Origin of the sequence: Halomonas sp. THAF12, assembly GCF_009363675.1 — a bacterium.
GTDB classification, from domain to species: domain Bacteria; phylum Pseudomonadota; class Gammaproteobacteria; order Pseudomonadales; family Halomonadaceae; genus Halomonas; species Halomonas smyrnensis.
This window is the reverse complement of the sequence record NZ_CP045399.1, coordinates 2,717,713-2,730,387: the sequence shown is the minus strand read 5'-3', so window position 1 is coordinate 2,730,387 and position 12,675 is coordinate 2,717,713. Positions and strand designations below refer to the sequence as shown.

Annotated in this window: 14 protein-coding genes and 1 tRNA gene; 9 read left to right on the top strand and 6 right to left on the bottom strand. The window is 68.6% G+C overall.

Annotated elements, in window-relative coordinates; translation table 11 throughout:
• Positions 1-28: 28 nt before the first annotated feature.
• Together FIU88_RS12615 and FIU88_RS12610 are read right to left on the bottom strand one after the other, a co-directional pair.
• Positions 29-829 carry an AraC family transcriptional regulator gene (locus tag FIU88_RS12615; protein WP_016853876.1) on the bottom strand — a complete coding sequence of 267 codons (801 nt, stop codon included), beginning with the start codon at positions 827-829 and terminating at the stop codon, positions 29-31.
• Between the two features lie 60 nt (positions 830-889).
• Complete coding sequence (locus FIU88_RS12610) at positions 890-1,261, bottom strand: hypothetical protein (protein ID WP_016853875.1); 372 nt, start codon at positions 1,259-1,261, stop codon at positions 890-892.
• Positions 1,262-1,382: 121 nt separating this feature from the next.
• Here FIU88_RS12610 and FIU88_RS12605 point away from each other — a divergent pair, with 121 nt between their 5' ends.
• A complete protein-coding gene (locus tag FIU88_RS12605) occupies positions 1,383-1,691 on the top strand; it encodes a hypothetical protein (RefSeq protein ID WP_152479476.1) in 309 nt (102 codons plus the stop codon).
• Positions 1,692-1,746: 55 nt separating this feature from the next.
• Here FIU88_RS12605 and FIU88_RS12600 read toward each other — a convergent pair.
• Both FIU88_RS12600 and FIU88_RS12595 read right to left on the bottom strand, forming a co-directional pair.
• Positions 1,747-1,820 (bottom strand) — tRNA-Gly (locus tag FIU88_RS12600).
• Between the two features lie 315 nt (positions 1,821-2,135).
• Positions 2,136-2,543: a CBS domain-containing protein gene (locus FIU88_RS12595; protein ID WP_016853865.1), complete on the bottom strand. Its 408-nt coding sequence runs from the start codon at positions 2,541-2,543 to the stop codon at positions 2,136-2,138.
• Positions 2,544-2,794: 251 nt separating this feature from the next.
• Here FIU88_RS12595 and FIU88_RS12590 point away from each other — a divergent pair, with 251 nt between their 5' ends.
• The 8 genes from FIU88_RS12590 (at position 2,795) to FIU88_RS12555 (ending at position 9,734) form a co-directional block, all read left to right on the top strand.
• On the top strand, positions 2,795-3,361 hold the full coding sequence (locus FIU88_RS12590) for a YqaE/Pmp3 family membrane protein (protein ID WP_152479475.1): 567 nt from the start codon (positions 2,795-2,797) through the stop codon (positions 3,359-3,361).
• Positions 3,362-3,428: 67 nt separating this feature from the next.
• Positions 3,429-4,298, top strand: a complete 870-nt coding sequence (locus FIU88_RS12585; protein ID WP_016853863.1) for an EamA family transporter — start codon at positions 3,429-3,431, stop codon at positions 4,296-4,298.
• A gap of 64 nt (positions 4,299-4,362) precedes the next feature.
• Positions 4,363-5,274, top strand: coding sequence for an NAD(+) kinase (locus FIU88_RS12580; RefSeq protein ID WP_016853862.1), 912 nt, complete (start codon positions 4,363-4,365; stop codon positions 5,272-5,274).
• 16 nt (positions 5,275-5,290) lie between these two features.
• Positions 5,291-6,277 carry a metallophosphoesterase gene (locus tag FIU88_RS12575; RefSeq protein WP_152480233.1) on the top strand — a complete coding sequence of 329 codons (987 nt, stop codon included), beginning with the start codon at positions 5,291-5,293 and terminating at the stop codon, positions 6,275-6,277.
• 177 nt (positions 6,278-6,454) lie between these two features.
• Positions 6,455-7,318: a rhomboid family intramembrane serine protease gene (locus FIU88_RS12570; RefSeq protein WP_152479474.1), complete on the top strand. Its 864-nt coding sequence runs from the start codon at positions 6,455-6,457 to the stop codon at positions 7,316-7,318.
• 185 nt (positions 7,319-7,503) lie between these two features.
• Positions 7,504-7,788 carry a YeaC family protein gene (locus FIU88_RS12565; protein WP_026068286.1) on the top strand — a complete coding sequence of 95 codons (285 nt, stop codon included), beginning with the start codon at positions 7,504-7,506 and terminating at the stop codon, positions 7,786-7,788.
• Positions 7,789-7,819: 31 nt separating this feature from the next.
• On the top strand, positions 7,820-8,611 hold the full coding sequence (locus FIU88_RS12560; RefSeq protein WP_152480232.1) for a DUF2797 domain-containing protein: 792 nt from the start codon (positions 7,820-7,822) through the stop codon (positions 8,609-8,611).
• 103 nt (positions 8,612-8,714) lie between these two features.
• Positions 8,715-9,734, top strand: coding sequence for a zinc-dependent alcohol dehydrogenase family protein (locus tag FIU88_RS12555; RefSeq protein WP_152479473.1), 1,020 nt, complete (start codon positions 8,715-8,717; stop codon positions 9,732-9,734).
• A 58-nt stretch (positions 9,735-9,792) separates the two neighbouring features.
• On the opposite strand, the gene FIU88_RS12550 is transcribed toward FIU88_RS12555, so the two are convergent.
• Positions 9,793-11,283, bottom strand: a complete 1,491-nt coding sequence (locus FIU88_RS12550; RefSeq protein WP_152479472.1) for a CoA-acylating methylmalonate-semialdehyde dehydrogenase — start codon at positions 11,281-11,283, stop codon at positions 9,793-9,795.
• A 34-nt stretch (positions 11,284-11,317) separates the two neighbouring features.
• Positions 11,318-12,661 carry an aspartate aminotransferase family protein gene (locus tag FIU88_RS12545; protein WP_152479471.1) on the bottom strand — a complete coding sequence of 448 codons (1,344 nt, stop codon included), beginning with the start codon at positions 12,659-12,661 and terminating at the stop codon, positions 11,318-11,320.
• Between the last annotated feature and the right edge of the window lie 14 nt (positions 12,662-12,675).

Genomic DNA, 12,675 nt, shown 5'->3' with positions numbered 1-12,675 from the left:
TGGAAGACAGTCTCTTTTCGACTTTCGTCTAAGTTGTCGGTATGCCGCTGGCGAGGTGCCGCCTCGGGGCGCGGCGCAGCTGGCTGGGGGGATGGCCATAGTCGCGGCGGAAGGCGCGGGACAGGGCGCTCTGACTGGTGAAGCCGGTCAGCGCGGCGATCTCGGAGAGCGGCAGATGGCTCTCGTGGATCATCCGCCGAGCCGTCTCCAGGCGCCGACGCATCACGTAGCGCCAGGGCGAGAGGCCGGTCTGGGCACGGAAGCGGGCCGTGAAGTGGGCCTCGCTGAGGCAGGCCTGAGCGGCCAGATCGGCGACTCGCAGCTGGCCGCCCAGGTGGTGATCGATGTAGCGGTCCAGGGCCGTCAGGTCGAGGTGACGCCCCTTCGGCGAGTCATCGCCGGACAGCCGTGCATGCAGCGAGCCGAGCAGCGTGGCGGCCAGGCGGTCCTGATGCAGGTCGCTTAGCGCGCCCTGGCCGGACAGCAGGCGCAGCTCCTGGAGCACGAAGTCCAGGTAGCGGGCCAGGGAGGCGTCCAGGTCGAAGAAGCGTGGCGCGTCGAACAGCCGGGCCAGCTCGTGGTGATGGCCGGTCAGCGACAGGGCGTCATGGGGAAGGTCGAGGACCAGCTGATGATTGTCGCCGGTGCCGGCATAGTAGTGCATGTGGTTGGCCGGCACGATGCAGCCGGATAGCGCCGAGATGGCGCCGCCGAGGCCCTCGATCTCGAATTCCGCCTGACCATGGAGCCCGATCACGATCTGGTGGAAGTCGTGGGCGTGATGGTGAATGACGGTATCGAGCGGAAAATGGCGGATCGCGCTGCTCATCGTCGCCCTCCGGCGCGGGGTTCACGAGACGGGCCAGTGTACCGAATTAGCCGTGCAGGCTCATTCCTGCTTTCCATCGCGGCGAAGCGCCGTGCGGGCCGCGAGATGGGCACGCAGGGCGGTCAGGTCGGCATGGCCCTCGTCGTCCAGCAGCGGCTTGCCACGGGCCGCGCGCCCGTGGCGGCCGTGCTCGTCCATCAGCCGCTGGGCACGCCGGCGGACGCCTTCCAGATAGTCGTCGTGGCGAATCGGATAGCCGATCACGGCATTCCATTTCGTCTCGCTGACCCGGCTTTCCAGGGCCTGATCGAACAGCTCGAGCAGATGCTCGGGCTCGGTGCGATAGCGGGGCGTGCGCGCGGTCATCAGGATGGCGACCATGCCACCGATGATCAGCAGGCAGACGGCCAGAACGGTCAGAAACAGGGCCATAGAGAAGGACGCTGGCGGTTCGGCTCGCGCGGGCGAGGCGGAAATGGGCGGGGAGGGTCGTGTTTCTCCCGGTCGTGTCGCCGCTTATCGAGGGCGAACCCGGATTGTACGACGTCGGGCGATGACGGGCCAGGTCGCCGGTCTCGCCGCTCGGCTCCAGATGACCCGGGCGGAGGTCGGCAGCGATCTCGACCTGGCCCAGGAGACCATCCGTCGCGTGCCGGCTCGCTTTCAGCCACAGGGGCCGATCCAGGTGGTCGGCCGGGAGATTCATCGCCTCGATCCGACGGCGCTGGTCGAGGTGGGCGAGCGGGCTGAGCGCCGGGCAGTCGACAGCATCCGGGTAGCCGGAGGTGTGGCCATCGATGGCAGCACGGGGCGACGCGTCGCCTCGGGGCAGCGTGCGCTCAGCGGACGTCTGAGGCAGTGACATCGGAGAGCCAGGCTCTGAACCGAAAGATAATGGAGGTATCGGGAGGGGCCGTTGGAGCGGGTGAAGGGAATCGAACCCTCGTCTTAAGCTTGGGAAGCTTCTGCTCTACCATTGAGCTACACCCGCGAGGCGATTTCGATAATATAGCCAATGGCTTAATGATGACAACCCCGGTCGTGAGCGGGCACCGGATAGGTAGCGTGGAATTTTTTCGTCGCCGTCTGAACTTTTCCTGCCAACACTGTCAGAACAGGTGCAGACGACAGTAGCGATGGCAGTCGCTAGCACTGTTGATCTAGCTTGCGATTCGATCCTTCACCGCCTCATCCTCGATGAGGCGGTTTTTTATGACCTCCGTCTTCGTCATGCGCCTTCGTGCCTCCTAGACGCCGACACCCGGCCAGGCGGGCCGGGTGTCGGGAAGCGGGCGGAAGCGGTGGCTCAGGCGTGGCGCATGCGCAGAATGGCGCTGAGCACGTCGCGCCGGGTCACGATGCCGACGAGCCGCCCCTGCTCGGTGACCGGATAGATCTTGGGCTTGGCGCCCAGCATCTCCTGGGCCAGGTCGGTGATGCTCTTGGACGGCGCCACGGAGAGCACCTCGTTGCGCATCAGCTCGCTGACCAGCGGCGGTTCGTCATCGAGGTAGGCGCTTTCCAGCAGCTTGCCGAGCACGTCCTGTTCGGAGATGAAGCCGATCAGATGGTCGCGCTCGTCGACCACCGGCGCACCGGGCAGCCGGTGCAGGGCCAGGCCCTGGGCCAGGGTGCTGGCCGACGTCTTGCCGGTGACCCGATAGCAGTCGCGCGACATGATCTCGCGTACGATGGTGGGAGCCTTGCTGGGCATGGCGGTTCTCCTCGTCCTCGTGGAACCTCGTGCCTGGTGGCCCGGCCCGGGCGCACGTCCGGTGTCGTTGCTGCCTGCTGCGCCCACTGGTCGGCCGGAGACCGTGGCGTGTCTCGCGTTCATCATAGCCGACTCCCGATGCGCTGCATGCCGGCAGCCACCAACGGTTGGTGTTGCGTCAGGAACCCGGTCCTTGAGACGCCGCTCCAATGAGGCACAATGCCGCCACTTTCGAACGATGGAGAGCCGCCATGGATGCCCGTGAATACCTGGCCCGCAAGGGGCTGGACGGCGAGCGAGACCGCGAACGCCCCAATACCCTGGAAGAGAAGGCCTGGGAGCGTGCCCGGGAGTCCGGGGATCATCGTCCCCGGGCGGGTACACCTCATGACTGGGAGGACTGGGAGCGCTATCACGACGAGCTCGCCGACGGCGCCGACGATCTGGAGCAGAAGATCGACCACGAGGCCCACCGTCAGGCCCTGGACCATGAGCCGAGCCCCGCGCGGCCCGCGGCCGCCGAGGTCGGCCAGTGGACCCCGGAGGCGCCGACCGCGGCGTCGCGCGAGCCCGCCCGGCCGGACGCGAAACCGGCCACGCCGCCGGTGCCGGAGTCGGCTCATCCGTCAGCATCGGCCGGCCGCGCCGAGCCCTTCGCCGCCCTGGTGGCGCTGGCGGTGCTGCTGCCGCCGCTGGCGATGGGGCTGGCCGGCGGCGGCTCGCGTCGCGTGTGGATCGCCCTGGGGCTGACGCTGCTCGGCTGGCTGCCCGGCGCGGCCTATGCGCTGCATGTCCTGCGGAAGGCGCCGCGCGGCTGAGCGCTTGGCAGGCCGGATGCCGCCGGTATAATCCCCGGCGCCTCGCTTTTCCAAATGGAGTGGAACCTTGGGCTATCTCGTCGGCATCACCGTCCTCTGGGCGTTATCGTTTTCGCTGATCGGCGCCTACCTGGCCGGCCAGGTCGACAGCTATTTCTCGGTGATGACCCGCATCCTGCTGGCGGCCCTGCTGTTCCTGCCCCTGCTGCGTCCGCGGCTGCTACGCGGCCGCCAGCGGCTGGCCCTGATGGGGCTCGGCGCCGTGCAGCTTGGCGTGATGTACATCTTCTTCTATCAATCCTTCCTGCTGCTCTCGGTGCCCGAGGTGCTGCTCTTCACGGTGCTCACGCCGCTGTACATCGCCGTGCTCGACGACCTGATGTTCCGGCGCTTCTCGCCGTTTCACCTGCTGACGGCGGGGATGGCGGTGCTGGGCGCGGCGGTGATCCGCTATCGCGGCCTGGACGGCGGCTACTGGACGGGCTTCCTGGTGGTCCAGGGCGCCAACCTGTGCTTCGCACTGGGTCAGGTCGGCTACCGCCGGCTCTCGGCCGGGCTGCCCGCCGAGCTGCCGCGTCTCTCGGTGTTCGGCTGGTTCTACCTGGGCGCCGCGGGCGTGGCGCTGCCGGCCTTCCTGCTCTGGGGCGACGCCTCGGCGCTGCCCGCCACGCCGCTGCAGTGGGGCGTGCTGCTGTGGCTGGGGCTGGTGGCCTCGGGCGTGGGCTACTTCCTGTGGAACATCGGCGCGACCCGGGTCGATGCCGGCGCGCTGGCGGTCATGAACAACGCCCTGGTGCCCGCGGGCCTGCTGGTCAACCTGCTGATCTGGAATCGCGACGCCGATCTGCCGCGCCTGGCGCTGGGCGGGGCCATCATCCTGGCCTCGCTGCTGATCAACGAGTGGTGGCAGCGCCGTCACGCCCCGCGCCGCGCCTGACGGCGGTTTGCCCGGCCGCCAGCCAGTCGCCATAATGAGCCGTCGCGACGCGAAGGACCCGCTCATGCACGCCTCCAATCATCAGGCCTCCAAGAAGCAGGCTTTCAAGAACATCGGCCTGATCGGCCGCCTGGGCAGCGCCAAGGTGGTCGAGACCCTCAAGCGGCTGAGCCGCTTCCTCGACGACGCCGGCTATCACGTCATCCTCGAGGATCGCACCGCCACCGTGCTGCTCGGCCATGGGCATCCCGAGGCCAGCCGCCGCCGCCTGGGCGAGCTGTGCGATCTGGTGATCGTGGTCGGCGGCGACGGCAGCCTGCTCGGCGCCGCCCGCTCCCTGTGCCACAGCGGCACCCTGGTGCTGGGCGTCAACCGCGGCCGGCTGGGCTTTCTCACCGATATCTCCCCCGACGAGCTCGAGGAGCGCGTCGGCGAGGTGCTGGCCGGCCAGTACGAGCTCGAGGAGCGCTTCCTGCTCGACGCCGAGCTCTACCGCGACGGCGCACTGGTCGGCGACGGCGACGCCCTGAACGAGGTGGTGCTGCACCCGGGCAAGGCGGTGCGCATGATCGAGTTCGAGCTGTTCATCGACGACCAGTTCGTGCACAGCCAGCGCAGCGACGGCCTGATCATCGCCACGCCCACCGGCTCCACGGCCTATGCGCTGTCAGGCGGCGGGCCGATCATGCATCCACGGCTGGAGGTCGTGACGCTGGTGCCGATGTTCCCGCACACGCTGTCGAGCCGGCCGATCGCCGTCGATGCGGCCAGCGAGATCCGCATCCACATCGGCGAGACCAACCAGACCTACCCGCACATCAGCTGCGACGGCCAGACCCGCGCCGTGGCCAAGCCCGACGACGTGCTGGTGATCCGCCGCAAGCCGCAACGCGTGCAGCTCGTTCACCCGATGGGGCACAATTTCTACGAGGTCCTGCGCAGCAAGCTGGGCTGGAGCAACCGCCTGGGAGACTGAGGTGAGCACAGCGCCCCTGGAAGGCTACGACCTGATCGGCGACGTGCACGGCTGCGGCGCGACGCTGGCGGCCCTGCTCGAACGCCTCGGCTACCATCAGCGCGGCGGCGTCTATCGCCATCCGCGGCGCAAGGTGATCTTCCTCGGCGACCTCATCGACCGCGGCCCGCGCATCCGCCTCGCCGTGACCATCGCCCGGCGCATGGTGGAGGAGGGCGAGGCGCTGATCGTGATGGGCAATCACGAGATCAACGCCCTGGCCTACCATCATCGCGCCCCCGCCGAGCTGGGCCGCGAGTGGCTGCGCGAGCACACCCCGCGCCACAACCGCATCGTGCGCGAGACCCTCGAGCAGTACCGCGATCATCCCCAGGAGTGGGAAGAGACGCTGGCCTGGTTCCTCGACATTCCGCTGTTCCTGGAACTCGACGGCCTGCGCGTGGTGCACGCCTGCTGGGATCAGCCGCGGATCGACGAGCTGCGCGCCTCGCGCCCGGACGGCCGCATCGACCTCGATTTCCTGACCGCCGCCGTGCGCCACGGCACCCGCGAGTTCGAGATCCTCGACCGCCTCACCCGCGGCAGCCACATCACGCTGCCCGAGGGCGTGCAGATCCAGTCCGGCGACGGCTTCACCCGGCGCAGCTTCCGCGCCCATTTCTGGGCGCATCGGCCCCGCACCTGGGGTGATGTGGTGTTCCAGCCCGACAACCTGCCGGGCGACCTGGAGCTGCGCCCGCTGAGCGAGGCCGAGGCGGCGCGCCTGACGCACTACGGTCCCGACGAGCCGCCGCTGTTCATCGGCCACTACTGGTGCGAGGGCATTCCGGCGCTGCCGGCGCCCAACATCGCCTGCCTGGACTACAGCGCGGTGAAGTTCGGCCGCCTGGTGGCCTATCGCTGGAGCGGCGAGGCGCGGCTCGATGCCGACCGTTTCGTCTGGATTCGCGTGCCCCGGGAAGAGCAGGCCCGACCGCAGCCCTGGGAAATCGATTTCGACTGATACAAAACGTTACCTAAAACTCGAGCAACGTTGCGAACTTGTCGGCCGTCGGGCCATCTGAGTAAGTGTTCCCTTGAACGATCCCTTGCTCTTGTCCGGCGGCCCCCTCCGCCGGACTTTTTCTTTGTGTGCCCGGCCGGCGCGGTTCGCCCACCTGATTCGCCCTGAGGAGATGCCATGTATCGGGTGATGCTGCTGCCCCGTGACACCGACACCCGCGAGCTGCGCCAGGCCCTGTGGGCCGAACGCATCGGCCACTTCTTCACCGACGAGGAAGAGGGCCAGGTGCTGTGGCTGGTCGATCCCCAGCAGCGTGATGCCATGCAGCGCCTGGTGATGCGCTGGCAGCGCGGTGAACCGCTGATGCCCGAGGGCGGCAAGACGCGCCGCATGCGCCGCGCCGGGGGCGGGTTGCCGGGCTGGCTGGCCCCGTTCCGCCAGGCGCCGGTGACCGCCGGCGCCATGGCGATTTGCCTGATGGTGTTCGCGCTGATGAGCGTGCTGGGTGATCTGGTGACCGCGGCCCTGACCATCGTTCCGGTGGGAGTGTCGGGCGGTCAGCTGGTCTTCGGCGGGCTGGGCGAGACGCTGGCCTCCGGCCAGGTGTGGCGGCTGCTGTCGCCGGCCTTCCTGCACTTCGGTTGGATGCATCTGGTCTTCAACATGCTGTGGCTGTGGTATTTCGGCCGCCAGGTCGAGGCCTTTCACGGCCGCGGGCGCATGCTGACGCTGCTGCTGGCCGCCGGCATCGGCGGCAACCTGGCCCAGTACGCCACCGGCACGGTGCTGTTCGGCGGCATGTCGGGCGTCGACTTCGCGCTGCTCGGCTACGTCTGGCTGATGTCGCGGCGGCGCCCGGGCGACGGCTTCTTCGTGCCCCAGATGCTGGTCGTGTTCATGCTCAGCTGGATGGTCTTCACCATGACCGACGTGGCCGAGCTGTTCGGCTTCGGCAACGTGGCCAACGAGGCGCACCTGGGCGGGCTGGTCGTGGGGCTGGCATTGGGCTGGTATCATTCCCGCCGCGCCAAGTCGCGCTGAAAAGTGGCTGCGCTCGGCTATGCGTCGTTAAAAATCGGCTTAAAGTGCTCATTTACGGCGCGTAAACTCCGCCTTTCGCCGATTTTTGCCTTGTCTAGCCTTCGCTCGCCGACTTTTGCGAGTTCAGAGACGCCTCAAGTGAATGACCTGTCTCGTCCGACCCGTTTCTTCCGAGAGATTCCGCCATGAGCGATATGACCTTCGAGCGCATGATCCAGCAGATGACGCCGGCCATCTACGAGAGCCTCAAGCAGGCGGTGGCCCTGCGCAAGTGGCCGGACGGCCGCTTCCTGACGGCCGAGCAGACCGAGCTGTGCCTCGAGGCGGTGATGCGCTTCGAAGCCGAGCACAACGTGCCCGCCGAGGAGCGCGTCGGCTATCTGGAGCGTCGTACCTGCGGCGCCGACAGCAGCGGCGCCGGCGTCTCCCCGGAGCAGGCCGGCCTCGGTCGGGACGTCGGCCGTGACTGATGCCGTCGCCCTGACGGGCTGTCTGACCAAGATGGCCGTCGAGCCGGGCGCCCCGGTGCGCTACACGCTGCGCGCCGGCGACGAGCGCCTCGACCTCAATGCCCGGCTCGGTCGGCCGCTGCGGCTGACCTGGAGCGGCGCCATCGCCTGCACCCACTGCGGTCGGGCGACGAAGAAGAGCTTCGGCCAGGGCCACTGCTATCCCTGCTTCAAGAAGCTCGCCCGCTGCGACAGCTGCATCATGAAGCCCGAGCAGTGCCACTACTTCCAGGGCACCTGCCGCGAGCCGAGCTGGGGCGAGACCCACTGCTTCCGGCCCCATGTGGTGTATCTGGCCAACGCCTCCGGGCTCAAGGTCGGCATCACCCGCGATACCCAGGTGCCGACCCGCTGGCTCGATCAGGGCGCCGTCCAGGCGCTGCCGATCCTCGAGGTCGATACCCGTCAGCAGTCCGGCTTCGTCGAGGTGCTGTTCAAGGACGAGGTCTCGGATCGCACCAACTGGCGCGCCATGCTCAAGGGCGAGGCCATGGAGCTGGATCTTCCCGGCGAGCGCGACCGCCTGCTCGAACGCCTCGCGCCGGGGCTGCTCGAACTGCGCGAGCGCTTCGGTCATGACGCCATCCGCGAGGTCGACGCCACGCCCAGGGCCTTCGAGTACCCGGTGCTCGAGCATCCCACCAAGGTGGTCTCCCACAACTTCGACAAGCAGCCCGAGGTCGCGGGCACCCTGCTCGGCATCAAGGGCCAGTACCTGATTCTCGACAGCGGCGTGATCAACCTGCGCAAGTTCACGGGCTACGAGGTCACGGTCGAAGCCTAGGTGAAAAGTGTCTGCGCTCGCCGACTTTTCAGACCTCGCTAAGACCGAGGGGGGATGGGTGGCTGCGCTATGCTCGGGAGGTGAGCCGCACGAGGAACCCGCCATGAGCGAGATGCGCGCCATGCGCCTGCACGCCGCGAACCGGCCGCTTCGCCTCGAGCGCGTGCCGATGCCCGAGCCCGGCCCCGGCGAGGTCAGGGTCCGGGTGCTGGCCTGCGGGGTATGCCGCACCGATCTGCACGTGGTCGACGGCGAGCTCGAGCATCCCCGGCTGCCGCTGGTGCCCGGCCACGAGATCGTCGGCGAGGTGGATGCGCTGGGGGAGGGCGTCGCTGGGCTTGAGACCGGGCTCGAGACAGGGCTTGAAAGAGGCCAGCGGGTCGGCGTGCCCTGGCTGGGCCGGACCTGCGGCGTGTGCGAGCCCTGCCGGGCCGGGCGCGAGAACCTCTGCGAGCGCGCCGAGTTCACCGGTTACACCCGCGACGGCGGCTACGCCGAGTACTGCGTGGCCGACGCCCGCTACTGCTTCGCGCTCGGCGTCGATGATGCCCGGGCCGCCGCGCCGCTGCTGTGCGCGGGCCTGATCGGCTATCGCACCTGGCGGCTGGCCGGCGGCGACGAACCTCGCCGGCTGGGCCTCTATGGCTTCGGCGCCGCGGCGCATATCCTGGCCCAGCTGGCGCACTCCCGTGGCCAGATCCTCTACGCCTTCACCCGCCCCGGCGACCGCGAGGCCCAGGCCTTCGCCCGGCGCCTCGGTGCCGCCTGGGCGGGCGGCAGCGACGAGACTCCCCCCGAGCCGCTGGATGCCGCCCTGCTGTTCGCCCCGGTGGGCGAGCTGGTGCCGATCGCGCTGTCCCACGTGCGCCCCGGCGGCACCGTGGTCTCCGGCGGCATCCACATGAGCGATATCCCGTCCTTTCCCTACCGGCTGCTGTGGCAGGAACGCAGCGTCAGGTCGGTGGCCAATCTCACGCGCCGCGACGGCGAGGAGTTTCTCGCCCTGGCGCCGCAGGTGCCGATTCGCACCGAGACCGTCGCCTATCCGCTGGAAGACGCCAATCGCGCCCTCGACGACCTGCGTGCCGGGCGCCTGTCCGGCGCCGCCGTGCTGGTGCCCTGACCCAAGAAAGCCGAACCGGGCGTCCCGGTTCGGCGTCTCGCTGGATGGCTCGGGCCGTTCAGGAAGGGAAGGAGAACTGCGCCCCCTCGCGAACGCCGGTCGAGGGCCAGCGCTGGGTGACGGTCTTGCGCCTGGTGTAGAAGCGCACGGCGTCCGGGCCGTAGGCGGAGAGGTCGCCGAACAGCGAGCGCTTCCAGCCGCCGAAGCTGTGATAGGACACCGGCACCGGCAGCGGCACGTTGATGCCGACCATGCCGACCTGGATGCGATCGCTGAAGTAGCGGGCCGCCTCGCCGTCGCGGGTGTAGATGCAGGTGCCGTTGCCGTATTCGTGCTCGTCGATCAGCTTCATGGCCTCTTCCATGGAGTCGACGCGGACCACCAGCAGCACCGGGCCGAAGATCTCCTCGAGGTAGCAGGTCATGTCCGGCGTCACGCGGTCGATCAGGGTGCCGCCGACGTAGAAGCCGCTCTCGTGTCCCGGCACCCGCACGCCGCGGCCGTCGACGACGATCTCGGCGCCCTGCTGGGCGGCGCTCTCGATGTAGCCGCAGACCTTCTCCTGGTGCGCCCGGGTGATCACTGGGCCGAAGTCGTTGTCGGCGTCATGGAAGGGGCCGACCCTCAGCGAGGTCATCTGAGCCTGCATCTTGGCGATCAGGGCATCGGCGGCCTCGTCGCCCACCGCCACGGCCACCGACAGCGCCATGCAGCGTTCGCCGGAGGAGCCGAAGGCGGCCCCGGTCAGCGAGCTGACCGCGTTGTCCATGTCGGCGTCCGGCATCACGATGGCGTGATTCTTGGCGCCGCCGAGCGCCTGGCAGCGCTTGCCGTTGGCGCTGGCGCGGGCGTAGATGGCCTCGGCGATCGGCGTGGAGCCGACGAAGCTGACCGCCTGGACGCGGGCGTCGTCGAGCAGGGTGTCGACGGCTTCCTTGTCGCCGTTGACCACGTTGAGCACCCCGGCGGGCAGGCCCGCCTCCAGCGCCAGCTCGGCGATGTAGAGCGTCGAGGTCGGGTCGCGCTCGGAGGGCTTGAGCACGAAGGTGTTGCCGCAGGCGATAGCCATCGGGTACATCCACAGCGGCACCATGGCCGGGAAGTTGAACGGCGTGATGCCGGCGACCACGCCCAGCGGCTGGAAGTCGCTCCAGGAATCGATGCCGGGGCCGGTGTTCTTGCTGTACTCGCCCTTGAGCAGTTCCGGCGCGCCGCAGGCGTACTCGATGTTCTCGATGCCGCGCTGCAGTTCGCCCCTGGCGTCGTGGACGATCTTGCCGTGTTCCTGCCCGATCAGCCGACAGATCTCATCGGCATTCTGTTCCAGCAGTGCCTTGAAGCGGTACATGATGCGGGCCCGCTTGGCCGGCGGGGTGTCGCGCCAGGCCGGGAAGGCGGCCTGGGCGGCGGCGATGGCCTCCTCGACGGTGGCCTTGCTGGCCAGGGCGACCCGGCCGCCGACCTCGCCGGTGGAGGGGTTGTAGAGGTCCTGGGTGCGCGCGTCGTCGTCGACCCGGGTGCCGTTGATCAGATGGCCGAGTGTGGTCATGGAGGTCCTCTCGGTAGCGGTGGTGGTGAAGGCGTCAGTCGAGTTCATTGATGGCGTCGCCCAGGGCATTGATCAGCCGGTCGATCTCCTCGCGTTCGACGGTGAAGGGCAGGCCGAGCTGGATGGTGTCGCCGCCGTAGCGCACGTAGAAGCCCTTGTCCCAGCACTTCATGGCGATCTCGTAGGGGCGCCGGGCCGGTTCGCCGGGGTAGGGCTCGATCTGCAGGGCACCGGCGAGGCCGTAGTTGCGGATGTCGCTGATATAGCGCGTGCCCTTGAGCCCGTGCAGGGCGTTCTCGAAGCTCGGCGCCATCTCCTTCACTCGATCGACCAGGCGATCGTTCTCGAGCACGTCGAGGGAGGCCAGCGCCGCGGCGCAGGCCACCGGATGGCCCGAATAGGTGTAGCCGTGGGGCAGCTCCATCATGTAGTCGGGGCCGCCATGTTCCATGAAGGTCTGGTAGATCTCGCCCTTCACGATGACGCCCCCCATGGGCACCGCGCCGTTGGTGATCTGCTTGGCGACGTTCAGGATGTCCGGCACCACGCCGAACTCCTCGGCGCCGGTCATCGAGCCCATGCGGCCGAAGCCGGTGATCACCTCGTCGAAGATCAGCAGGATGTCGTGCTGATCGCAGATCTCGCGCAGGCGCTTGAGATATCCCTTGGGCGGCGGGATCACCCCGGCGGAGCCGGCCAGCGGCTCGACGATCACCGCGGCGATGTTGGAGGCGTCGTGCAGGGCGATCAGTTCCAGCAGTTCGTCGGCCCGCTCGGCGCCGCGTTCCGGCATGCCACGGGTGAAGGCGTTGTCCTTGAGCAGGGTATGGGGCAGGTGGTCGGCATCCACGCCCTGCCCGAACAGGGTGCGGTTGGCGCCGATGCCGCCCAGGCTGAAGCCGCCGAAGTTGACGCCATGATAGCCCTTGGAGCGACCGATCAGCTTGGTCTTGGTCGCCTTGCCCTTCTTGCGCCAGTAGGCGCGGGCGATCTTCAGCGCGGTGTCGGCGCTCTCCGAACCGGAGCCGGTGAAGAACACCTGGTCCAGCCCCTCGGGCGTCAGCTCGCGGATCCGATGGGCCAGCTCGAAGGCCTTGGGGTGGCCGTACTGGAAGGCCGGGGCGTAATCCAGCTCGCCGAGCTGGCGGCTGACCGCCTCGGCGATCTCGGGGCGGCAATGGCCGGCGCCGCAGGTCCACAGCCCCGAGAGGCCGTCGAACACGCGTCGTCCCTCGGCGTCGGTGAGATAGCTGCCCCGGGCGCCGGTGATGATGCGCGGGTCGCGCTTGAACTGGCGATTGCCGGTATAGGGCATCCAGTAGGCATCCAGCTGCTCCGGGCTCAGGCCCGCGATGTGTGAGTCGTCTCGAACCGGCATGGTGGCATCCCTCG